General features: G+C 48.1%; 26 protein-coding genes and 2 pseudogenes. 9 read left to right on the top strand and 19 right to left on the bottom strand.

The features are described from left to right. Nucleotides 1-111: 111 nt before the first annotated feature. Nucleotides 112-459 (top strand): DUF488 domain-containing protein, encoded by a 348-nt coding sequence (locus tag OGY18_RS12565; protein ID WP_079938496.1) that lies wholly within the window; start codon nt 112-114, stop codon nt 457-459. Nucleotides 460-466: 7 nt separating this feature from the next. Here OGY18_RS12565 and OGY18_RS12560 read toward each other — a convergent pair whose 3' ends face one another. Beyond that, nucleotides 467-715 carry a putative hemolysin gene (locus OGY18_RS12560; protein WP_286553215.1) on the bottom strand — a complete coding sequence of 83 codons (249 nt, stop codon included), beginning with the start codon at nt 713-715 and terminating at the stop codon, nt 467-469. 185 nt (nt 716-900) lie between these two features. Here OGY18_RS12560 and OGY18_RS12555 point away from each other — a divergent pair, with 185 nt between their 5' ends. Genes OGY18_RS12555 through yoaJ form a run of 3 tightly spaced genes read left to right on the top strand, consistent with a single transcriptional unit; the run spans nt 901 to nt 2149 of the window. Continuing rightward, nucleotides 901-1926 carry a sensor domain-containing diguanylate cyclase gene (locus tag OGY18_RS12555; RefSeq protein ID WP_003832442.1) on the top strand — a complete coding sequence of 342 codons (1026 nt, stop codon included), beginning with the start codon at nt 901-903 and terminating at the stop codon, nt 1924-1926. Nucleotides 1927-1973: 47 nt separating this feature from the next. Continuing rightward, nucleotides 1974-2072: a YoaK family small membrane protein gene (locus tag OGY18_RS12550; protein WP_032941789.1), complete on the top strand. Its 99-nt coding sequence runs from the start codon at nt 1974-1976 to the stop codon at nt 2070-2072. A 2-nt stretch (nt 2073-2074) separates the two neighbouring features. Next, a complete protein-coding gene (yoaJ, locus tag OGY18_RS12545; RefSeq protein ID WP_095533175.1) occupies nt 2075-2149 on the top strand; it encodes a protein YoaJ in 75 nt (24 codons plus the stop codon). Nucleotides 2150-2197: 48 nt separating this feature from the next. Here the strand turns inward: yoaJ and OGY18_RS12540 are convergent, their stop codons facing one another. Then, a complete protein-coding gene (locus OGY18_RS12540; protein WP_003832440.1) occupies nt 2198-2446 on the bottom strand; it encodes a GlsB/YeaQ/YmgE family stress response membrane protein in 249 nt (82 codons plus the stop codon). 361 nt (nt 2447-2807) lie between these two features. Here OGY18_RS12540 and fdhF point away from each other — a divergent pair, with 361 nt between their 5' ends. Then, nucleotides 2808-4955, top strand: coding sequence for a formate dehydrogenase subunit alpha (gene fdhF, locus OGY18_RS12535; protein WP_003832438.1), 2148 nt, complete (start codon nt 2808-2810; stop codon nt 4953-4955). 52 nt (nt 4956-5007) lie between these two features. Here the strand turns inward: fdhF and OGY18_RS12530 are convergent, their stop codons facing one another. The 11 genes from OGY18_RS12530 to OGY18_RS12480 all read right to left on the bottom strand — a co-directional run bounded on the left by OGY18_RS12530 (nt 5008) and on the right by OGY18_RS12480 (nt 13403). After that, nucleotides 5008-5652: a hypothetical protein gene (locus tag OGY18_RS12530; RefSeq protein WP_063941469.1), complete on the bottom strand. Its 645-nt coding sequence runs from the start codon at nt 5650-5652 to the stop codon at nt 5008-5010. Nucleotides 5653-5870: 218 nt separating this feature from the next. Beyond that, entirely contained in the window at nt 5871-6053 is a 183-nt protein-coding gene (locus OGY18_RS12525; RefSeq protein ID WP_003832433.1) for a DUF1869 domain-containing protein, read from the bottom strand. Between the two features lie 3 nt (nt 6054-6056). Continuing rightward, on the bottom strand, nt 6057-6419 hold the full coding sequence (gene yeaR / locus OGY18_RS12520; protein ID WP_003030735.1) for a DUF1971 domain-containing protein YeaR: 363 nt from the start codon (nt 6417-6419) through the stop codon (nt 6057-6059). A gap of 173 nt (nt 6420-6592) precedes the next feature. Then, nucleotides 6593-7231: a leucine efflux protein LeuE gene (leuE, locus tag OGY18_RS12515; protein ID WP_286553207.1), complete on the bottom strand. Its 639-nt coding sequence runs from the start codon at nt 7229-7231 to the stop codon at nt 6593-6595. Nucleotides 7232-7370: 139 nt separating this feature from the next. After that, nucleotides 7371-8021: a metal-binding protein ZinT gene (zinT, locus tag OGY18_RS12510; RefSeq protein ID WP_003832427.1), complete on the bottom strand. Its 651-nt coding sequence runs from the start codon at nt 8019-8021 to the stop codon at nt 7371-7373. Between the two features lie 77 nt (nt 8022-8098). Then, nucleotides 8099-8614, bottom strand: coding sequence for a phospholipase D family nuclease (locus tag OGY18_RS12505; protein ID WP_286553205.1), 516 nt, complete (start codon nt 8612-8614; stop codon nt 8099-8101). 31 nt (nt 8615-8645) lie between these two features. Then, a complete protein-coding gene (locus tag OGY18_RS12500) occupies nt 8646-9233 on the bottom strand; it encodes an ATP-binding cassette domain-containing protein (RefSeq protein ID WP_003832423.1) in 588 nt (195 codons plus the stop codon). Continuing rightward, complete coding sequence (locus tag OGY18_RS12495; protein WP_126956065.1) at nt 9217-10011, bottom strand: ATP-binding cassette domain-containing protein; 795 nt, start codon at nt 10009-10011, stop codon at nt 9217-9219. Before OGY18_RS12495 ends, OGY18_RS12500 begins: the two co-directional genes overlap by 17 nt. Further along, nucleotides 10005-10817 carry an ABC transporter permease gene (locus OGY18_RS12490; RefSeq protein ID WP_003832419.1) on the bottom strand — a complete coding sequence of 271 codons (813 nt, stop codon included), beginning with the start codon at nt 10815-10817 and terminating at the stop codon, nt 10005-10007. The genes OGY18_RS12495 and OGY18_RS12490 overlap by 7 nt, the downstream gene beginning before the upstream one ends. Then, nucleotides 10807-11781, bottom strand: coding sequence for an ABC transporter permease (locus OGY18_RS12485; RefSeq protein ID WP_148362681.1), 975 nt, complete (start codon nt 11779-11781; stop codon nt 10807-10809). Before OGY18_RS12485 ends, OGY18_RS12490 begins: the two co-directional genes overlap by 11 nt. Next, complete coding sequence (locus OGY18_RS12480; protein ID WP_191236220.1) at nt 11781-13403, bottom strand: ABC transporter substrate-binding protein; 1623 nt, start codon at nt 13401-13403, stop codon at nt 11781-11783. The genes OGY18_RS12485 and OGY18_RS12480 overlap by 1 nt, the downstream gene beginning before the upstream one ends. A 396-nt stretch (nt 13404-13799) precedes the next feature. Between OGY18_RS12480 and OGY18_RS12475 the strand changes: the two genes are divergently transcribed. After that, nucleotides 13800-15887 carry a TonB-dependent receptor gene (locus OGY18_RS12475; RefSeq protein ID WP_286553202.1) on the top strand — a complete coding sequence of 696 codons (2088 nt, stop codon included), beginning with the start codon at nt 13800-13802 and terminating at the stop codon, nt 15885-15887. 116 nt (nt 15888-16003) lie between these two features. Here the strand turns inward: OGY18_RS12475 and OGY18_RS12470 are convergent, their stop codons facing one another. Both OGY18_RS12470 and pdeG read right to left on the bottom strand, forming a co-directional pair. Further along, nucleotides 16004-16201, bottom strand: coding sequence for a hypothetical protein (locus OGY18_RS12470; RefSeq protein WP_003832412.1), 198 nt, complete (start codon nt 16199-16201; stop codon nt 16004-16006). Nucleotides 16202-16370: 169 nt separating this feature from the next. Continuing rightward, a complete protein-coding gene (gene pdeG, locus OGY18_RS12465) occupies nt 16371-17894 on the bottom strand; it encodes a cyclic di-3',5'-guanosine monophosphate phosphodiesterase PdeG (RefSeq protein ID WP_148362094.1) in 1524 nt (507 codons plus the stop codon). 239 nt (nt 17895-18133) lie between these two features. Between pdeG and OGY18_RS12460 the strand changes: the two genes are divergently transcribed. Together OGY18_RS12460 and OGY18_RS12455 are read left to right on the top strand one after the other, a co-directional pair. Beyond that, the gene (locus OGY18_RS12460; RefSeq protein ID WP_063941461.1) at nt 18134-18406 is read left to right on the top strand and encodes a hypothetical protein; all 273 of its coding nucleotides are present in this window, start codon (nt 18134-18136) and stop codon (nt 18404-18406) included. Between the two features lie 151 nt (nt 18407-18557). Continuing rightward, nucleotides 18558-18962: a DUF1398 family protein gene (locus OGY18_RS12455; RefSeq protein WP_063941460.1), complete on the top strand. Its 405-nt coding sequence runs from the start codon at nt 18558-18560 to the stop codon at nt 18960-18962. A gap of 248 nt (nt 18963-19210) precedes the next feature. On the opposite strand, the pseudogene tnpA reads toward OGY18_RS12455, so the two are convergent. The 4 genes and pseudogenes from tnpA to OGY18_RS12435 all read right to left on the bottom strand — a co-directional run. Beyond that, a pseudogene (gene tnpA, locus OGY18_RS12450) lies at nt 19211-19569 on the bottom strand (IS200/IS605 family transposase); the annotation flags it as partial. Nucleotides 19570-19762: 193 nt separating this feature from the next. Then, nucleotides 19763-19918: pseudogene (locus tag OGY18_RS12445) on the bottom strand (NADP-dependent isocitrate dehydrogenase); the annotation flags it as partial. 466 nt (nt 19919-20384) lie between these two features. Continuing rightward, entirely contained in the window at nt 20385-20690 is a 306-nt protein-coding gene (locus OGY18_RS12440) for a hypothetical protein (protein ID WP_186336555.1), read from the bottom strand. Between the two features lie 15 nt (nt 20691-20705). After that, nucleotides 20706-20912, bottom strand: a complete 207-nt coding sequence (locus OGY18_RS12435) for a hypothetical protein (protein ID WP_286553199.1) — start codon at nt 20910-20912, stop codon at nt 20706-20708. Here OGY18_RS12435 and OGY18_RS12430 point away from each other — a divergent pair. Next, nucleotides 20911-21099 (top strand): transposase (locus OGY18_RS12430; protein ID WP_043001733.1); only part of this gene is annotated, 189 nt, incomplete at its 3' end. The two genes, OGY18_RS12435 and OGY18_RS12430, sit on opposite strands and share 2 nt — an antisense overlap.

Genomic DNA, 21099 nt, shown 5'->3' with positions numbered 1-21099 from the left:
GGGAGTCAGGACAGGCAAAATGCTATAATAGTCACGTTTTACGATCTTATTTAACCGTAATAAAGTTGATGATAAATACCTGAGCGGTAGCTGAAAGGAGCGGATGAAGAGATGAAGATTCAGTGTAAACGCGTGTATGACCCGGCAGAAAAAAGCGATGGTTATCGCGTACTGGTCGACCGATTGTGGCCGCGCGGGATAAAAAAGACCGACCTTACTTTCAACGAATGGAATAAAACGCTGACACCATCCTCTGAATTGCGCAAAGCTTTCCACGCAGAACTGATCGATTTTTCACACTTTTCCGAACAATATCGCGCAGAGCTGGCTCAACAGCAGCAGGAAGGGAAGCGCCTCGCAGAGATTGCCCGACAGCAAACCTTAACGCTACTGTATGCAGCGAAAAATACCCAGCAAAACCACGCGCTGGTGCTCGCTGAGTGGCTACGTCAATGCTGACCGCGTATCACTTGCCCGTTGCCGGATGATCTCTACGCCAGAGTGACCATTCATCAATCACTTCCCCGCCGGGTAGTTTGCAATCCGATCTTACGCCTTGTGGCGTCTGTACTGGAATCAGCGAACCGCCCTTTTGTTCGCAATACACCGATGCCGGATTCGCCATGCCAATTTTTGGTGGCACAGGCGCTTCCGGTTCCGTGGTACACCCCGTCAGCACCAGCAAGCCGGGCAAAACAATAGACGCAAGTTTCATATTTACTCCTGTTAAAAACCTTATCCTGGCAGGTTACCCCGACTTTCCATCTATCTCCATGTTTTCCTGCTAGCTATCCATTTTATGTTTACATTCTGAGCTGGATGGCGTGTTTCATCTTTCACCTCGATGTTCTATCATGCGGGCAACGTCAGCCCAATCATTACTCAGGAGCATTTCACCTCATGTCGGACATGATCCTTGCCAGAGTCTCACAATCCTTAGCTACGGAGCAGTCAGTTGAGAGTCTGGTTCGCCAACTTCTGGAGATGCTGGAGATGGTGACTGAGATGGAATCAACCTACCTGACCAAGGTCGATCTGGATGCCCGTCTGCAGCATATTCTGTATGCGCGTAATAGCCGCCAAATGCAGATCCCCGAAGGGCTTTCCGTGCCGTGGGATGAAACGCTGTGCAAACGCGCGATTGAGGAAAACTGTCTGTACAGTGACAACGTGCCCGCACGCTGGCCGGAATGTACCGCTGCTCGCGCACTGGACATCACCACCTTTCTAAGTACTCCCGTTCATCTTCCGGACGGAACGTTTTACGGCACACTCTGCGCTACCAGCCGCCGTCAGCAGGCACTGAGCCAACGTGGAGAACAAGTATTACATCTGTTTGCCGGTCTGATCGCCCAGTCGATTCAAAAAGAGTCGCTGGTTGCTCAGTTACGTGAAGCGAACGCCGCGCTGATTGCTCACTCCTACACCGATGCCCTGACAGGGTTACCGAACCGGCGCGCAATTTTTGAAAATTTGGAGACCCTTTTTTCGCTTGCCCGCCACCTCAGGCAGAAGATAGTTGTTGCCTATATCGATTTGGATGATTTCAAACTGATTAATGACCGCTTTGGCCACGAGGTTGGTGACCAGTTCCTGATCCAGATTGGGCAGCGCCTGCTCCGTGAATGTAGTGATAATGACATTCTCGGTCGACTGGGCGGTGACGAATTTTTAGTCGTTCGCCTGTCAGCGGAAGATGAACTTGATCAGCTTATGCGTCTGCAGCAGGTGAAAAATCAGCTGCAACAGCAGATTTGCGGTGACTACCACCTGGGTGATATTCATCTGTATTATCCTGGTGCCAGTCTGGGTGTGGTGGAAATTGATCCGCTGGAGACTGATGTAAACTGTGCGCTTCATCTTGCAGACAGCGCAATGTATCAGGATAAAAAGCGTCAGGATAAAACCCCTTTTGTCGTACATTAAGCCCTGCTATGCTGGCTCGTCTTTAAATAACTCTGGTAGATAATCGTATGCGACTCGGTATTATTTTCCCTGTCATTATTTTCATTTCCGCTGTCGTTTTCTTATCCTGGTTTTTTATTGGCGGCTACGCTGCGCCGGGAGCATAACGATGAAAAAAACAACGATTATTATGATTGGCGTGGCGATCATCGTGGTTCTGGGCACGGAACTGGGGTGGTGGTAACCAAAATAAAGGCCACTTATCAGTGGCCTCTATTGTCTGTATGTTTACTTAGCTTTTGATTTTTCTGTAGATAAACAACACCACAATCGCACCGATAACCGCTACGACGAAACTGCCGAAGTTGAAACCATCAACTTTACCAAAACCAAAGAAGGTACTGATCCAGCCACCCACTACCGCACCGACAACCCCTAAGATAATGGTCATAAAGAATCCGCCGCCATCTTTACCCGGCATAATCCATTTTGCCAAAATCCCAGCGATAAGACCGAAAACCACCCATGAAATAATGCCCATAATTTTCCTCACTTATGTTTTTAAATTAACGATTCACTCGTTGTATAAAAGCATAGCATAGCGCTGAAAAATTAAAATTTGTGATCTTCATCACTTCATATTTTCATCTTTTTCCGATGTTTCATAAGGTTATGACTGCTGACCGGTAGGCTAAATTTTTGCCGCTCCTCGTCATTAATGTCGAATCGTCAGTCATTATGCTTAACGCTTTTGCCGTCAGCCCCGTTATTGCTGGGTTTTCACTTCTGGCACACTTTATGCTTTAACAACCCGTCGCTACGACAAATCGTAGTCCGCGGTGCTTATCGCGTGGCTGCGTCTACAATTCGCGCTATTTCAGCATTTAACAGGTCTGTTATTGATGAAAAAAATCACCAGTGTTTGCCCATACTGTGGGGCCGGGTGCAAGCTCAAGCTTGTTGTCGAAAATAACAAAATCATCCGTGCCGAAGCCGCAGAGGGTGTAACGAACCAAAATCAGTTATGCCTGAAAGGCTATTATGGTTGGGACTTTCTTAACGACACTCGCCTCCTGACTCCCCGTCTGACTCGCCCGATGATCCGTTATGAAAAAGGTGGCAAATTCACGCCCGTTAGCTGGGATGAAGCCATTCGTTACACCGCAAAACGCCTGTCTGAAATCAAAAAAACCTATGGTCCTCGCGCCATCATGACCACCGGCTCCTCCCGGGGAACCGGAAATGAAACTAACTACGTGATGCAAAAATTCGCACGTGGTGTACTTCATACCAATAATGTCGATTGTTGTGCCCGCGTCTGTCACGGTCCTTCCGTTGCCGGGTTACAAGAAACGTTAGGCAATGGCGCCATGAGCAATTCCATCAGCGACATTGAAAACTCAAAATGTCTGCTGATCTTTGGTTATAACTGCGCCGACTCGCACCCAATCGTAGCCCGCCGGGTAATTAAAGCTCGCCAGAACGGCGCAAAAATCATTGTCTGCGACCCACGTCGTATTGAAACCGCTCGTATTGCTGACCAACATTTGCAGTTGAAAAACGGTTGCAACATGGCTCTGGTTAATGCCTTTGGTCATGTTCTTATCGAAGAGCAACTCTACGATCGCGAGTATGTGCAAAAGCATGCGGAAGGGCTGGAAACATACTGGGAAACCGTTAAAGACTATGCGCCTGAAGCGGTTGAACATTTGACCGGCGTTCCCGCACAGCAGGTTCGTCAGGCAATGCGTACATTTGCCGCAGCACCATCGGCAACCGTAATGTGGGGGATGGGCGTCACTCAGTTTGGTCAGGCTGTTGATGTGGTTCGCGGTTTATCGAGCCTGGCGTTGTTGACCGGGAATCTGGGTCGCCCTAACGTCGGCGTTGGTCCGGTGCGCGGGCAAAATAACGTGCAGGGTGCGTGCGATATGGGGGTACTACCTAACCAGTTCCCGGGATATCAGGACGTGACCGATTCCGCAGTCAGGGAAAAATTCGCCAGCGCATGGGGCATTGACGTTAATCAGATGGATGACAAGGTTGGAACGCGCATCACTGAAGTTCCACACCTGGCTATCGAAGGCAAAATAAAAGCCTACTACATCATGGGAGAGGATCCGCTGCAAACCGAGGCCGACCTGGGCCTGGTCCGCGAAGGGTTTAACGCGCTCGATTTTATCGTCGTGCAAGACATCTTCATGACTAAAACAGCGGAAATGGCCGATGTTCTCCTGCCCGCCACCTCATGGGGCGAACATGGCGGCGTCTTTACCTGCGCCGATCGCGGCTTCCAGCGTTTTGAGAAAGCGATTGAACCCACCGCTGATGTAAAACGTGACTGGGAGATCATCAGCCTTTTGGCCAGCGAAATGGGCTATCCAATGCAGTATCAAAATAACCAGCAAATCTGGGATGAGATGCGCGAGCTGTGTCCGCTGTTCTACGGCGTGACCTATGAGAAAATGGGGGAAATGGGGCATGTTCAGTGGCCATGCCCGGATCTCGATAGTCCTGGTACGCCATACCTTTACGCACACAGCCAGTTTGATACCGCCAACGGCAAAGGCAAACTGTTTGCCGCACCGTGGCGAGCGCCCGCAGAAGTTCCGGATGACAATTATCCGCTGGTACTGTGTACCGTGCGTGAGGTTGGGCATTACTCCTGTCGCTCTATGACCGGTAACTGCGCAGCGTTACAAGCGTTGGCTGATGAACCAGGATATGTGCAAATCAATACCCATGATGCCGAAAAACTCGGTATCCGTCATCGTGATCTGGTGTGGGTCAGCTCGCGTCGGGGTAAGGTCATCAGCCGTGCGGATGTATCCGAGCGCATCAATTCCGGAACGGTTTATATGACCTATCAATGGTGGATTGGTGCATGCAACGAGTTGACCCAGGATAACCTCGATCCAATCTCGAAAACGCCGGAAACCAAATATTGTGCCGTAAATATCGAGCACATTAGCGATCAGAGATGGGCTGAAAAGTATGCCGCTCAATCGTATAGCGACATGAAATCACGCTTATGTGAGGCCATTGCGTAATTCCCCACCATCGCCACCTGAGTCTGGTTACCCAGACTCAGGTCTTATCTCATTACTTTACCAGGTGAGGTTCACTGAAACGGATGGAGGCAGATTCCTCCTGCATATCCCGCTGCATAAAACCGAGGTTCATCAGAAACAGGCCAGCCATAAACGGCAGTTCGTACAATTCTTCAATCATATCGCCATATTGGGCATTGTGCAGGAAGATGGGAGCCAGCAGACGATGATGCTCTACCGTATCGGAAATCAAAAATGCGCAGGCGGTGATCGCCAGCAGCCAGAGCGGTAGCGGTTCATTACGCACGCGTCGGACAATATCCAGGCGTAAGCGCTTCGACAACAGCACCGGCAGAATAATCATGGAAATCATTACAACAGAGATAGCTCTGAACAGAAGTTTAGGCTGCTCCGGGAAATAGTCGCGGCCCCAACTGGTGCTTCTCCCCAGCAATACCAACCACCACGCGGCTGCCCAAAGCCAAAATTGCTTCTCGCCTTCAGGTCGTGATAAAGGCCGAATATAGCCAAGGGTAAATACCGCACCAAACAGTAGCCATAGCGCCTGCCCATTTTCGATCCATCTGACGACAGTGCCGTTAAGCAGCGGAAGATTCCAGTTCGCGGTGAACGGGATCGCCACAATGACCAGTCCTAGAATAAGTGTGGGGAATGTAATTTGGGTATTCAGTTTCATAAGCGCGATGTTCTGTATTGTTACTTTTTTGCGATCATAACTCCTGTGAATGATCGACAATTAGCATTCAATGCGGATTTCTTAAGGTATTCTTAAGGAATCTTTTTTCGGACATCACTACGTTCAACACAAATAAAATAACCGCACAGCGCCGTCAAAACGCTGTGCGGTTAGTACATTAAAATTCTTTGTATTCAATCAGTAAGAGTATTTAATACCTACCATCCGCAGACTTCATGCTCATTCTCGGTATCGTACGAACGAACGGTATTGACCAAGTCTTTGACCACTTCTGCTGCCACATCCGGCACCAGTAATGTCATCGGCGCTTCTGTTTCATAATCAACAGAAACACCGTTGCTGTTATTGGTCACGGTTACGGTATAGGTTGCTTTGCCCATGATTTACTCCTTGCCGGTGCGCACGACTTTTCGTTGATTTGCACTCTCCATCAGAACTTCCGGAGCAACGAAAAAATCGATATTAAAGTAAGTGTCGTCGGTCATCACTTCGATGTTATGCCATTTTTCCGGCGGAAAAACGCCAAACTGACCGGCTTCAATAACCATCACCTCTACTGGCTCCGGACTGTGTTCATCGGCGTATCCGAGATATTTGACCGCCCCCTGCATAACCGAAAGTCGTGGATAAACCCCAGCACGAGTTCCTTTATCAAGGTGGCGTTCGAAAATTCCGGCAGGCGCAGTTTCTTTGTTCCAGAATGGTGTAGAGCGTGTATGGATATGATTCTGTGGAATTTGAAGCATTTTTCTTCCCTTTTCCAGTCGACAACCAGCGAGTCTTATTGAATCGCTGCTGTACACAGGGTACGCCTCAAAATATACATTTAAAATACCATTTATTGGTTATAACCCTACAATTATAAATGACAAGCAAAGCGTCATATTGAAGGCCCGCCGCAACCAGCGGGCCAATGGCATCACGACTGAAGCGTGGCCAGACGAGCGGCAAAACCAACGAAAATCAGGCCGATTAGGGAATTACCCACTTTGGCCAGTTTTTTCTTCGTGCGAATATACTGCGTCACAAACGCGCCGGAGAAAATAAGGAAGCTCAGATAGAAAAAGCTCACTACTTCAAGCGTAATGGCCAAAATAAAGAATGACAGCCCTGAGTGCGGTGCATTGACATCAATAAACTGCACAAAGAACGAAACATAAAACAAAATAGCTTTGGGATTCGTCAGGCTCAGAATTAATGCTCGCTTAAAAATAGCGCCAAACGGGACTTCCTCAGATGCGGCGTCGCTTGCTTTCGATTTCAGTGTCGCATACAGGATCTTCGCACCTAGGTACAGCAGATAAAACGCGCCAAGATAGCGAACGATATTGAACAAAACAGGCGTTGTTTTGATCAATGCGGCAACACCGGCATAGGCCAAAAACATCAGCACGGCATCACCGATAAACACACCGCTTGCGGCGAGATAACCGCCCTTCACTCCCCTACCGACGCTGTTCTTCAACACAAATATCGTATTTGGCCCCGGTACCAGCACGATAAAAATAGCCCCCACCAGATACGTCCAGTAATTCAGAACTCCATACTCTGCGAACACGTTAACCTCTTCCTGAAAAAACACATGCACTTGCTGCGATACAATATGCTAACGAATGCATCGGGTGATGGAAAGAGAAGGTTATGAATTAAAAAACCCGCCACTGGTGACGGGTGTGTACAGATAAGGTTAGCCCGGATTAATGGTGCAGCATCTCATCCACAACCTCTTCTCCCTTCAACTGATAAGGGTAATAGGTAGGCCAGTTTTCCATCTCTTCAAGCAAGGCTGCCTGCGAGGTATTTCCCATAAAGATATGGAAGTGGCTCGATTTACGCGGCGCGATAATATGATCGCTAAATTGCACATATTTTGGCGCTTTACTGTCAGCAGCTTTACACTCAAACAGATACCGTACACCTTTCTTGCCTGATTTATAATTCAGGATCTTATATCCGGCGTAGTCGTATTTACATGATGCAACCTGATTCCCGGTATGAAACTCCATCACGCCATTTTCAATACCGATAGTGTCTACGTTGGTTGCATAGCCTGTACGGTAATACGCTTTGATTTGTTCTGCCGTTTTGCTTTTATCTTTCTCCGCTTTCTTTTTGAACACCGGATCAAGCTCGCCGCTGACCAGATACGGATAGACAGATTGCCACATGCCATCCCAGTCGGTCAGCGCCCTGTTCTGCACCTGGTTATCATCAAATACCCCTTCAGACGCCTTTTGTTCTGCTTCACTCATTGGCGCACCATGGGAATGATGACCATGCGCCAGAACCGAACTACTGACTAAAAGCATCCCCAGAGCGATTGTCAGTTTCTTAAAACGAATAGCCAAAATTTCACCCTCAAATCAATTGCGAGTGAAATGTTATAATATAACATCACATTTAAATCAACGGCGTTGTGAAACATTTAACCGCTCTGGTGCGCGATTTTCCAACGGCTGTCAAAATGGGCCTGATACTGCGCAACAACGGCAGGTTCGTCACGAATAACTAACACATTTTCAGAGTTAGCAAATTCTGCGGATTTGGCAAAGTTGAACGAACCGGTTTCCAGCGTGTCGCCATCAATAATCATTGCCTTGTCATGCTGGATGTGGTAGTGACCATCCAGTTGAACATCAACCCCATTCGCGGCAGCAAAAGCGATGGCCTTCTGGCTCACCTTACCCTGGTTTCGTTTCTTATCGATAACAGCCCGAACCACAACGCCTCTCTTTTCAGCGTTGACCAATGCATGAACAATATCTGCAGACTGAAATGAATAAGCCATCATATCGATGCTGTGCTGCGCATGGTTGATTGAATCCAGCACTAAAGCCCGAGCCGATCCTTCCGGTGAAAAACCCACCTGAATGGAAGCATGTGCTGCAAAAGCACCCGCCCCGTACATTAGCGCAGCCACAGCGATAGTTTTTACGATCACGTTAGTTATTTGCCTGAAATGCGAAAGAGACCTAAGAGAGTAGCGCTCGCGTGCAGATCTGATCAAGCAGTGCCTGCTGATGACTGATAATGAGCATACCCAATGGCCGACGCTGAGATTCTTCAAGCAGCAGCGCCCAGATATCCCGTTGAATAGAAGGATCAAGCTGGGCAGTAATTTCATCGGCAATAAGAAAACGTGTCCGCGGGTCCAGCGCGCGAAGTAAAGCAATTCGCGCCAGTTCACCACCAGAAAGTTGTCCGGGACGGCGGGTTAACCACTCTGGATTGATGTGAAGACGGGTAAGCATTGCAGCATCCGGTCGCCATGCATCATACACCGCATCACCGGTGCTGCGTCGGGGGTTAAAAGTTAATTCCGGATGCTGTGGCACCAGTTGCACCGGGCAATACTGGTGCATCGGCAAAGGTTGGTCATCAACCAGAATGTCACCGGAAGTTGGTTTCTGCCAGCCCGCCAGCACACGCCCCAGCGTCGTTTTGCCAGTTCCACTGGGCGCACAAATCCCAATACGTTCTCCAGGGCGTAGAGAAAAGGTCAGATTTTGCCACAGAACCTTTTCCCCCTGACGGATTGTTACATCACGACAGCACAGCATCGCGCTCTCCAAAAAGTTGATTTCTTTCAGGCAGCGCCCGCCATTGTCGTTGCAGGTGTTCGCTAATCTCTCCGCGTAACAGCTGTTCCCGGCTGACGTTATCCGACACCCTTCCCTGATGCAGAGCGACAATACGATCCGCATGGCGGGCCGCCAGCGTGAGGTCATGCGTTACCCATAAAACGCCAGCCCCTTGCTCACATTGCTCACGCAACTGTTCAAGCAGTTGATTAGCGAGAGGTGCATCAAGCCAGGCGGTAATTTCATCCGCCAGAATATAGCGAGCCTGACTCAGAGACGCGTGACAGGCCAGAACACGTTTTGCCATACCGCCTGAAAGCTGACGCGGAAAAGCATCTAATACGCGACTTTCCAGTCGGCTACGCTGGAGCAATCGTTCAATTTTTCCGGCACTCCATTGCTGGTCAGAAAGCTGGCATGCCCTGCGCAGATGCTTTTCAATCGAGAGCAGCGGGTTAAGTGCCTGAATACCTTGCGGGACGTAGCTAAAGGTATTGCCACGACATTTGCGAATGTCATCACTGTCCAGCGTTTTACCTTCCAGGGTAATAACGCCGTTGAAACGCAAATTGTCTGGTAAGAGATCGAGCAGACATTGCAGCAATAGGCTTTTACCTTCTCCACTTCCTCCAACTAGCGCCACCATCTGACCAGGCGCTACGTCGAAAGAGATATCCTGCAACAGCGAAGACCAGTTTTTCGCGCCGTACCAGCGATAACGCGCCACGTCCAGTGAGACCTGCCTTAAACTCAACATGCGTCACCTCGTAACCATAAACGATGCACCGCCCTTGCGAGCTGATCGAATAACATCACCAGACTGAACAGCATCAGTCCAGGAAACAGCACTAACCACCAGTCGCCATGACTGATAAACCTCAGCGCATCCGCCAGCAGCAGGCCCAGCGACGGTTCATGCGGTGCCAGTCCAAAACCGAGGAAGCTTAACGCCGCGCTGTGCAACACTGCATGGGGAAACATCAGCAATGTTCCCGTTAGCCACTGGGGTAACAACGCCGGTAGATAGTGATGCCGCCAGCAGTAAAAATGGCCGTGCCCCAGACGCCAGGTCAACGTCAGATAGTCACTGTGGGCCACGCGCTGCGCTTCAGCACGCAGGATTAGCGCCAGACGCGGCCAGTGCGTTAGTGCAACCGCCATGATTACCCCGTTTTTCCCGCCGCCCAGCGTAAAACAGATCAAAATAAGCAACAGCAGATGCGGCATCGACAGCATGGCATCAGTTATAAGGCGCATAAGCACATCCAGACGCGGATGTATGCGCGAAACCGCCGCCATCATTAACGCAATCAAGCCACTGCACAATGCCGCACCAATACCAATTTGCAGACTGGTTAGTGCCCCCTGAAAACAACGGATCCACAGATCGCGACCAAGATTATCGGTGCCAAACCAATACATCGCATCAGGTGGAAGATGACGGGCAAGCAGATTAACGCTCAACGGGTTATCCAGCATTGCGGCACCATATACTGCAATGAATAACAGGCAGCTGAAAGAGAACAAAAGACGAATTAGCGTCGGCGTCGGGTTATAGAGCATCAGGTCGCTCCAGAGCACGGTTCAACATACGGACAAGCCAGGTAGACAGCGAATTGCCAATGAACACCAGTACGGTACTGAACAACACAATCCCCATCAGTAACGGCAGATCGCCGCGTAATCCGGCATCAATGGTGGCCTGCCCCAGTCCTGGATACGCGAAGACTTTTTCGGCCAATAGTGCACCTCCCAGCAGTTCTCCCAGTGAGGCAAACTGCAAACACAGCGCAGGCGTAATTGCATGACGCAGAACCTGATGGCGTAACAGTGACCAGCCTTTATCTCCCTGGGAACGTGCAAAACGGACAAATTCGCTTTTCATTACGCTGGCGATGCTTTCCCGCGTATGAAGCGTAATTTGTCCCAGTCCCAGCAAACTGAGCGCGCAAACGGGAAGCACCAGATGGCGCAGACGCTCGGGAAGCATGGCCATATCGCCGCTGTTACCCGGCTCCCATGCGCAGCAGACCGGAAATACCGGCCAGCGCACGGCAAATAACGCCAGCAGCAACATGCCAATCCAGAAGGTCGGCAACGAGGAGAGCAGATAGCTGAGGCGACAGATTGCTTTGTCCGGCCAGCGATTCAGGTAGCGACCCGCGACAAACCCCATTGCCGTTCCCAATATGCCGGAGAGTAGCCACGCGCCGCCAAGCAGCGCAAACGAGGTGGAAAAGCGTTCCTTGATCACGCTGGCAACCGGCGCATTAAACAACATGGAATAGCCGAGATCGCCCTGCAATACCCGTAAAAACCAGTGACCAAAACGCTCCCATAGCGGCTGGTCCAATCCCCAGCGAGCAGCAATGCGTGCATATTGCTCCGGCGGCACATGCAGGAGATCGTTGCCAATATAAGCGCGAATCGGATCGACTGGAGAAAAGCTGAGCAGCACAAAAGTGCCAGCCGCAACCAGCACTAATAACACTATCAGCCGTAGAAAATGGCCCACAACAGACTTCATCAACGGCAGGTCCAGGTCCATTCGTCCAGATTATTGAGCAGTGACCAGCTACCGTGAATCTCCGGTGCGCCTTTGCCTAAGTCAATACACGGATTTGCCAGGTAGGTATGCTGAATATTCAGCAGCCATGCCCAGGCAGCATCGCCCTGCACGCCAGCGCCTTGCTTGCCATCCCACTCCACCTGTTGCCAGAAAGGCAACGCTTTTTGCCAGTCCGGGGCATCGATAGCCTGTTTAAGATGCTGTTCAACAACAGGATTGCTGTAATAGCCTGGATTGTAATATTCCACGCCCGCGGCCTGATTACTGTAATGATGGAACAGCTCCATCGGATCCAGACTTCCCCAACCAAATAGCGTCGGGTTCGCATGCATGTGACGCTCAACGGTTTCCCAGCTTCCGGACTGTAGTGATACCTGAATTCCCACCGGTTCCAGCATCGCACGTACGGCCTCAGCTAAATCCCGGCGCGTACTGTCACCGCTGGCATACCATAAAGTCAGACGAGCCTCTTTACCGTCTTTCACACGTATGCCGTCTTTACCCACCTTCCAGCCGGCGTCTTCCAGAATAGTGCGGGCTTTTTCGCTGTCGCCATCTTTGAACGCAACAGATTGCCCCTGCCATGGCAGCCCCTGCACCGCGCTATACGCAGGAATCGCATGACCTTCCATGACCTGATCGGCAAGCTGCTTACGGTCGATGGCATAGTTGATGGCGCGCCTGATGGCAACATCGGCAGTGATATCGTTCCCGATCGGATAGCCATTGGCGTCTTTTTTACCTGCAGGAACCATGGGGAACACAATGCCCCGGTTTTCCACGCTATCGCGTACCCAAAGTTTCAAATTTTTCTGCTGAGGAGCGACCGCCATCGACGGCGCGATACGTACGAGTCCCAGTTGGCCGCTGCGCGCTGCGGCATAAGCGTTATCTTCATCAAGGAAGACAAACACCAGCTTACTGAAATCATTTTTCTTACCGGCATACCAGGGGTTCGCCTCAACGATCAACTGCTGCCCCGGCTGAAAACTCACCAGCCGATAAGGACCCGCGCCAATCGGATTTTTGGCAAATGTTTTTTCGTCATACCGTTTCGCCGGAACAATACCCAAAGAACCCAGCACATTCACAAAGGTGCTCTGTGGGCTATTTAGCGTAATTTCTACCGTACGGTTATCTTTCAGGCTGGCATGGGTGAAGTTTCCCATGTCGATTTTGCCGCCGCTTTTTGCTGCTTTGTTATAGGTGAACACCACATCTTCAGCGGTTAGCGGGGAACCATCAGAGAATTTAAGGTCAGGTTTTAACGTCAATTTCCAGGTTTTGCCGTCTGCGCTGGTCTCTACTTTTTCCGTCAGCAGGTTTCCCCAGCTCATATCTGCATTTTGTTTTAATAATGGTGCATGCAAAAGCAAATAGCTGCCATGACTCCAGCCCAGCATCGGGTCAAACCCTTCCGTTGGTTCTGGTCCAATTGCCAGTTTTAACGTCTGCCCTTCGCTCGCATTTTGCGCGGCAAGAAGTGGTGAGGTTAATGCGAGAGTCAATGCGCACGTAAGCAGTGCCAGCTTGCCTTTGATCATTATGTTATCCAGATTTACGTTATTTTTATGCTGCATAACGATTTACCGACGTTAAGCAGTCTCCTGGGGAAGGGATTATGGCGGACAGAAATGACGAAAAAAATGATGCGGCGCAGAAAAGTATGACGATTTTCTAAAATTATCATACTTTTTTCTGATACTCCGTTATGAGTACGATGTGAATCTCAGAAAATTGATTAATCCCTCGCCATTTATTCACGGGGATATTAATCCCGAACTAATAATTGCCTGTGCGGACTATTGTTCCTTCCTGCTAATTCCTTATCTAAAACTCATGACAATTTATGTATATTTATTCAAGAAAAACACCAGAAGTGACAAGTTATGTAAATTTGTAATGATAATTATTTGTATTATCATTTCCATCAATTATCTTACTGCCTTTGAATTTTTAACAAAGGAAGTTTGACTATGCGTTTAAAACCTGTTGCCTCTGTCGTTCTGTCCTGTTTAGGATTTTCCAGCCCCCTGGTATTTGCTGAAGATGTCATGGTGGTAACCGCTTCCGGTTATGAAAAGAAAATCACCAATGCCGCCGCCAGCGTCTCTGTTATTTCTCAGCAAGAGTTACAAACCAATAAATATAATGACTTAGGTGAAGCCCTGCGTTCTGTTGAAGGGGTAGATGTTGAAAGCAGCACCGGTAAAACCGGCGGTCTGGAGATCAGCATCCGTGGCATGCCTGCCAGCTATACCTTGATCCTGATTGACGGTATTCGTCAAAACGGCAGCAGCGACGTAACGCCAAACGGTTTCTCTGCCATGAATACCAGCTTTATGCCCCCACTGGCGGCGATCGATCATATTGAGGTGATCCGCGGCCCGATGTCGACGCTTTATGGGTCCGACGCAATCGGTGGCGTGGTGAATATCATCACCAAAAAAAGCACCGATAAATGGAGCACTTCCATCAATACCGGCGTTAACCTGCAAGGGAGTAATAAATGGGGTAACAGTACGGTCGCCAACTTCTGGTCAAGCGGCCCGTTGATTGCGGGCGTATTGGATATGCAGGTTCGGGGGAGCACAACCCAGCGTCAGGGTTCCAGCGTCACCTCCCTCAGCGATACCTCCTCCACCCGCGTACCTTATCCTACCGAATCGGAAAACTATAATATTGGCACGCGCCTCGACTGGAAAACCAATGAGAACAATACACTGTGGTTAGATCTCGACTCCGCAAGACAGCGCTATGACAACGATGACGGGCAGTTGGGTAACCTGACAGGGGGGTATGATAAAACGCTACGCTATGAGCGTAACAAAGTGACCCTCGGCCACGATACAGCCTTAACGTTCGGCACCTGGAAATCCTCCCTCGGCTGGAATGAAACCGAAAACAAAGGCCGGCAATTGGTATCTTCCGCACTCACGCCAGAGAACGCAGGCCGGGCCGGTGACGCGCGTGAACTGAAGAACACCAACGTCATTCTTGACTCAGTGCTGCTGACGCCATTAGGTGATTCACACCTCTTAACCCTTGGCGGAGAATACTGGGATGCACGGATGAAAGATGGTGTGGTACTGGCCAATACCGGCGAGACGTTCCATCAAAAAACGTGGGCAGCTTATGCGGAAGATGAATGGCATATTCTCGACTCGCTGGCCTTAACCGCAGGAACACGCTATGAGCATAACGATGTCTTTGGCGGTCATCTCAGCCCGCGTGCCTATATGGTCTGGGACGTTTCCGACGCCTGGACGCTCAAAGGCGGCGTAACGACAGGTTATAAAGCACCATCACTAAGCCAGTTGCATAACGGGATCAGCGGTGTAACCGCACAGGGAACGGTGAATACGGTCGGTAACCCGGACCTCAAACCTGAGGAAAGTATCAGCTACGAAACCGGGCTGTATTACGAGAACGACGCCGGGCTTAACGCCAACATTACCGGCTTCTATACCGAATACAAAAATAAAATTGTCTCATATTCTATCGATGATAATACCAACAGCTATACCAACAGCGGCAAGGCAAGGACCGATGGCGTTGAATTTGCCAGCACCTTCCCTCTATGGTCGGATGTGCTGACCTTATCTCTCAACTACACCTACACTCAGAGCAAGCAAAAAGATGGTGACAATAAAGGCGCGCCATTAAGTTACACACCAAAACATATGGCTAACGCCCGTCTGAACTGGCAGGCAACGGAAGATATGAACGCCTGGCTCAGCGCACGTTATCGCGGCAAAGCCCCACGCTTTACCGAAAATTACGACAACCTCAGCGCGGTACAAAAGGCCGTCTATGACGATAAAGGTGCTAATTTAAAAGCCTGGACCGTTCTCGACATGGGGATGTCTTATAAGCTGACCAAAGATCTGACGCTTAATACGGCAGTTAATAACGTGCTGGATAAAGACTTTAGTGAGGTCAAATTGTACCAGGTGGGCCGCAATAGCACCTACGCAGGTGATTATTATCAGACTGCACAATCCACTACCGGATACGTAAACCCTGGTCGTAACTACTGGGTATCTTTAAATTATCAGTTCTAATTTTATAAGATCCTGCTGGTCGGGGCACACTAATACCCCGACCAGCAGAATATTACTGAGAGAAGACACAAAATATAATCATCATCTTATTTTAACATATAAGAATATTTAAACAATTAATACAGAAATACCCCTTCCTGCACCATTAGATATAATGCCAAAACAATAATCCCGACGATACCGCCTAAAAACAGGACTGCGGCAATCGCAAGCTGATTGCGATTTGTGTTCTTCGCTTTGCTTCGCACATCCAACTTATTTTTCGCCGCTTTGTGACTTGAATCACGCTCCATCGCGAATGTTATATCTGCCATACCATTATCCAGTTGCTGTATATGAAAACACAAATAACCACCACATCGATAAGGGTATAGATTTTAAATAACAGAATCCGAGATTTGCCTCACGATCAAGATAATCGTCGGATTTTTGCTACCGAAGCAGATTTCATGCTCACTTTTCATCAATTAGGTTATCTTGTATTTATTCGACAAAAACCTTCACTTTAGGCTTTGACAGCAGAATCATGACGAACTCAGTGAAGGTTACTGGTTTATAGAAATAGTACCCTTGCAGGAAAACAATGTTGTTTTTGTTGAGATAATCAAGCTGAGCCTTCGTTTCAACCCCTTCAGCAACGATGCTTAAAGACAGCTTGCGCGCCAAATCGAGAACACAATCCAAAATTCGGGTTGAATCGGGAAGCTCATTTACCCTTCCCACAAAGCTCTGATCGATTTTAATGTAATCAATGTGCAGGTCATGCAAATAAGAAAGCCCAGAATAGCCCGTACCAAAATCATCCAGCGCAATCACAAAGCCATTCTCATGCAGGATATTGAGCCTCTGCACAAGATCTTCATCCACATCTAACGGCTCGCGCTCAGTAACTTCGATTACCAGATTGAGGTCATCGCGGTTAAAGCTATCCCTGTAATGCAGGCACTCCTGCACGAATGTAGGGGATGTGATATGGGATGCGCTGAAGTTAATGCCGACATGGAAGCCGGATGGCAGTTTGCTGGCAATGGCGTTCATATTCGCCGCGACCTGCCTCATCAGACTTTGAGTTAGTGGCACTATCAGGCCTGATTTTTCCGCTACAGGTATAAAGGAAGCAGGAGAAATATACCCGGCTTTTGGATGTTTCCATCGGGCCAGCACTTCAACACCGCGTAACGTCCCCTCGCGACCATTTACGATAGGTTGATAAAAAGGCACGATCTCTCCTTTTACTATCGCCCTGCGCAACGTTTCTTCAGGGGTATCGTTCTTGTTCAGATACTTATCAATGGCATAAGCGGCTGCAAAAGACATTAACAGGATAAAAACCAGAATCCCTGAACCCTGTGTAACCAGTCTTTTTGCACTAAACAGTGGCGGTTTATTATAAATAATACTGAACGGATACTTTGCGGAATTAACTTGACCAGACGCACGTGCGCTTGTTGTAACGGTTTTTACATCGCCCAATAAACCGAGTGCTGCGTCACCCACAAGCAATGAGTATGCTACTCCCTTTAACGGAACTTTCAGAGCCCCTCGAATATGCACCCCACTAATAGTGACAATAATACGACTGGTTTGAAAACGAGTTTGATACAGCAGAACAGGTATCTCGTTTTCCGTATTTCTTGCGGGAGTCAGCAACAGATTTGTATCAGCAATTACGGGGATTTGCTTAAGTAAAATCCTATTCCCCGGCAATGACGTACACCAAACCTTCCCCTGCCGGATAATGATCAGCGTTCGCAAATGAGGGCGAAGTGCAGCTTCGGTTCCAAGTTGGTATTGTCCCTCCAGATCACATTTTTTTTCAGCAATATGCCTTGCGGTACGGGTTGCCTGGAAAGCTTCATCAAGTATGTTATCCATATTTTTAACGGCATATCGGGCTCCTCCAAGGGTTTCTGTCGAAGATGAATACCAAAGCTGCATATTAAGAATAAAAACACCGATCAAAAAAAGACACACCGCAGCGGTTACCGGTAAAAGTGCTTTGCGCATTCTCATGTCCTGTAGCGAAAACTGATCAGTCGTTGCGATGAGCATTGACGTGTTCTAATTTATCTCTACAGAGCATGGTAGACAGAAACAAAAGTCGCCATGCGTCGAGTCACATTTCCAAAACCACAACATAACAAATTGATTTTTAAATAAAATTATCCTTAAAGAGATCAAGACAATAGTGACATCCCTCTTTCCAATTTTGTTATCATATACATGTACTAATAAGAGGTAAGAAAATGAAAATCTTTATCACAGACAATGACGGTAACCTCATTCCTGTTGACGGGAAAAGCGTCGTGATCGAATTGAATAGTGGCGGAACCATCGAGATCGCCGAGGAGTACAGCCGGGACGATGTTCCTGAAGGCATTAATCTGTGGGGCGGACGAGAACCCTCCCCTTCACTCTCTTTCGAGGAAATCAAAGCCAGAACAGAAGGCCTGGGCGTTTATCCCATAGCAGCAAACGCTCTGCATGTATTTCCGTACAAACTTTCAGCAAAAGAATAATTGCATGCACCAAGTGCGCGCGCGTATATGGGCTGCGCGCAATTACTCTCATGGCTCCGCTGTCCGTACCAAAAGGTCAGACCAGATTGAAGTGATAAAACCGATCGTGCACACTACACGCTCTCATGACTAACAATAGGTTATAATCCTGATGGATCAGGTTGACGTTCTTGAAAAGATGTTTGAGCAAGTGAGAAAGGAACATAACTTTCCGTGGTTTTACTCTGAACTGAAACGCCAGAATATTGCTTATTATATTTACTACCTGGCTACTGATAACATTAGAGTTGTTACAGAAAATGATGAAGTAATATTAATAAGAGGGAAAAGAGACTTATTGAAAGTCAGCACAAACAAGAACCCGGAACAAGTAAAAAAAGCAGCCCAGATTCATTATTCCGGGAAATCCACATTTCGCGAATATACTGCAACACTTATCAATGCTGGCGTTTTCCGATGGGTTACGGATGTCAATGATAACAAACGGCATTACTACTCTGTTGACGATACGCTTTTATACATGGAAGATGTTGAGAACAATAATCCATTAATATAATGATAGTTGAACTAGTAGTCCGGTTTCTTACACTCAGCCCCGTAGAAGCAGGCATAAGGGACAAACCCGCATGAAAGATCACCACATCGGGCTACAGTCATAGTTAATGCGGAACACTGCGGCGACATGACGCATGATAATGTCACTGTACTGTGCTTAATTGATTGGACACCCAGGTAAAAGAAATCCGCAATTAAGCTGGCTCAGTTAATTCAGGCATTGCGTCCTGATGTACTCCTGCAGACAGTTATCTTCGCCGTGTTCTTACCTACCATGTCGACGTAGTAACCTCTGTACCAGAACTTCCTGTTCCTGTATTTAAACTTCATATCACCAAACTGCTCATACAACATCAGATTGCTTTTACCTTTCAGATACCCCATAAAGCCGGATACGCTCATTTTGGGCTGGATTTCCACAAGCATATGGATATGATCTGCACAGCTTCCAGGATCCGCACGCTTTTCCGTTCACACAGCTTTCTTAAGATGCTGCCTATCGCCCTACGTTTCTACCCGTAGAATGTTTGTCTTCGGTATTTGGGCGCAAAAACTATATGATATTTACAGTTCCATCGGGTGTTCGCTAAGCTCTTTTCGCCCCCCATTGGGACCCCCTTTTGATTTCTTGTTTAACCCTTGCAGTTGCCAGACCGCAAGGTGTTTTAACAAATCAAAAGGGATATTAATAACTGGCCCAAAGCTGAAAGCTTTCCGGAACCCCCAGCCTAACTGGGATTTTCTGTGCACAAAAAAACGGGAACCTCTCGGCTCCCGTTCTCATACAACCCAGAATCTGGATTACATATTTTCGATGATCGCGTCACCAAACTCTGGACATTTCAGCAGCTTAGCGCCGTCCATCAGACGTTCGAAATCATAGGTTACGGTCTTGGCGTTGATTGCGCCTTCCATACCTTTAACAATCAGGTCAGCCGCTTCAACCCAACCCATGTGGGGCGCAGCATTACATTGTCAAAATCACAGCAACCATCTGATAAAGCTGAAATTATCAGGCTTTCTACTTTCAAAAACAGTCAGTAACTGCCTTTTACAACTCATTGATTATCTAAACTTTGTTTTTAGTTTTGGGGAAGAGTTTTAAACAACAATCCAAGTTTTTCACGCCAGCGCTACCGCTATTAGCAAACTTGGATGGTAAAGCTTTTATTGCCGCTGAGGTCCGCTATGAGCTGTGAGTTCAACGGGTCGAACGCTAGCCTTAATCAACGGGGAGCATGTTAAGCATGTTATTTAGACTGATGGTTTCTTTTTATCCGTAAAAAAAGCCTCCGATGATGGTTGGAGGCTGTAGAAATTATCCTACTACTTCTTTCACATGCTTCTTTAAATTTCAGATTATGTTATTGTGCTGTGAAACTTATCCAAATTCTCTTAATAACTTCAGTCGATAAGCCAAATCTTATTTTGCATAGCCCTGAAACTGGTTTTTATCATCCATCACAGCAATCTTGCCATTTACATAAACGACATACGAAAACAGCCCTTGCTGATATACAGTCGCCTCCGTATTCGTTTCTGATACCGCTGCTGGTTTACCATCTACTGTAAGGCCATTCTTAGTTACTTCTAACTTCATTCCCTTCCACTGTTTCGCACCTGATTTTTTTGCTGAGTTAATATGCGGTTCGGAAACTTTAGTAGTTGCCTGAACATAGTTAGAAATCAGTGCAGAAGAAATAATAAAAACCGCAATTAGTTTTTTCATTATACCCACCGAAAATTAATCACCAAAAAACTTATCTAATTTAGACTTGTGCTTTTTCTTGTTGCTATCGCCGCTGCCTTCTTTGTAAGCATCTGCCATTGTATTCGCACTACTTAGGGTGGCACTAGTTTGCTGATACTGGCGCTGATTAGGGAAGGTGCGAACAAGTTCCTGATATGAGATCATCATATTCATCCGGAGCGCATCCCAGAGGGACATCATGAGCCATCAACTCACCTTCGCCGATAGTGAATTCAGCACTAAGCGCCGTCAGACCCGAAAAGAGATTTTCCTCTCCCGCATGGAGCAGATTCTGCCATGGCAGAATATGACCGCTGTCATCGAGCCGTTTTATCCCAAGGCGGGCAATGGCCGACGGCCCTATCCGCTGGAGACCATGCTGCGTATT

Origin of the sequence: Citrobacter sp. Cpo142, from assembly GCF_030332425.1 — a bacterium.
Classification (GTDB): Bacteria; Pseudomonadota; Gammaproteobacteria; order Enterobacterales; family Enterobacteriaceae; genus Citrobacter; species Citrobacter portucalensis.
Note: the sequence above shows the minus strand (reverse complement) of the source record. Positions and strands in the feature narration are given on the sequence as shown.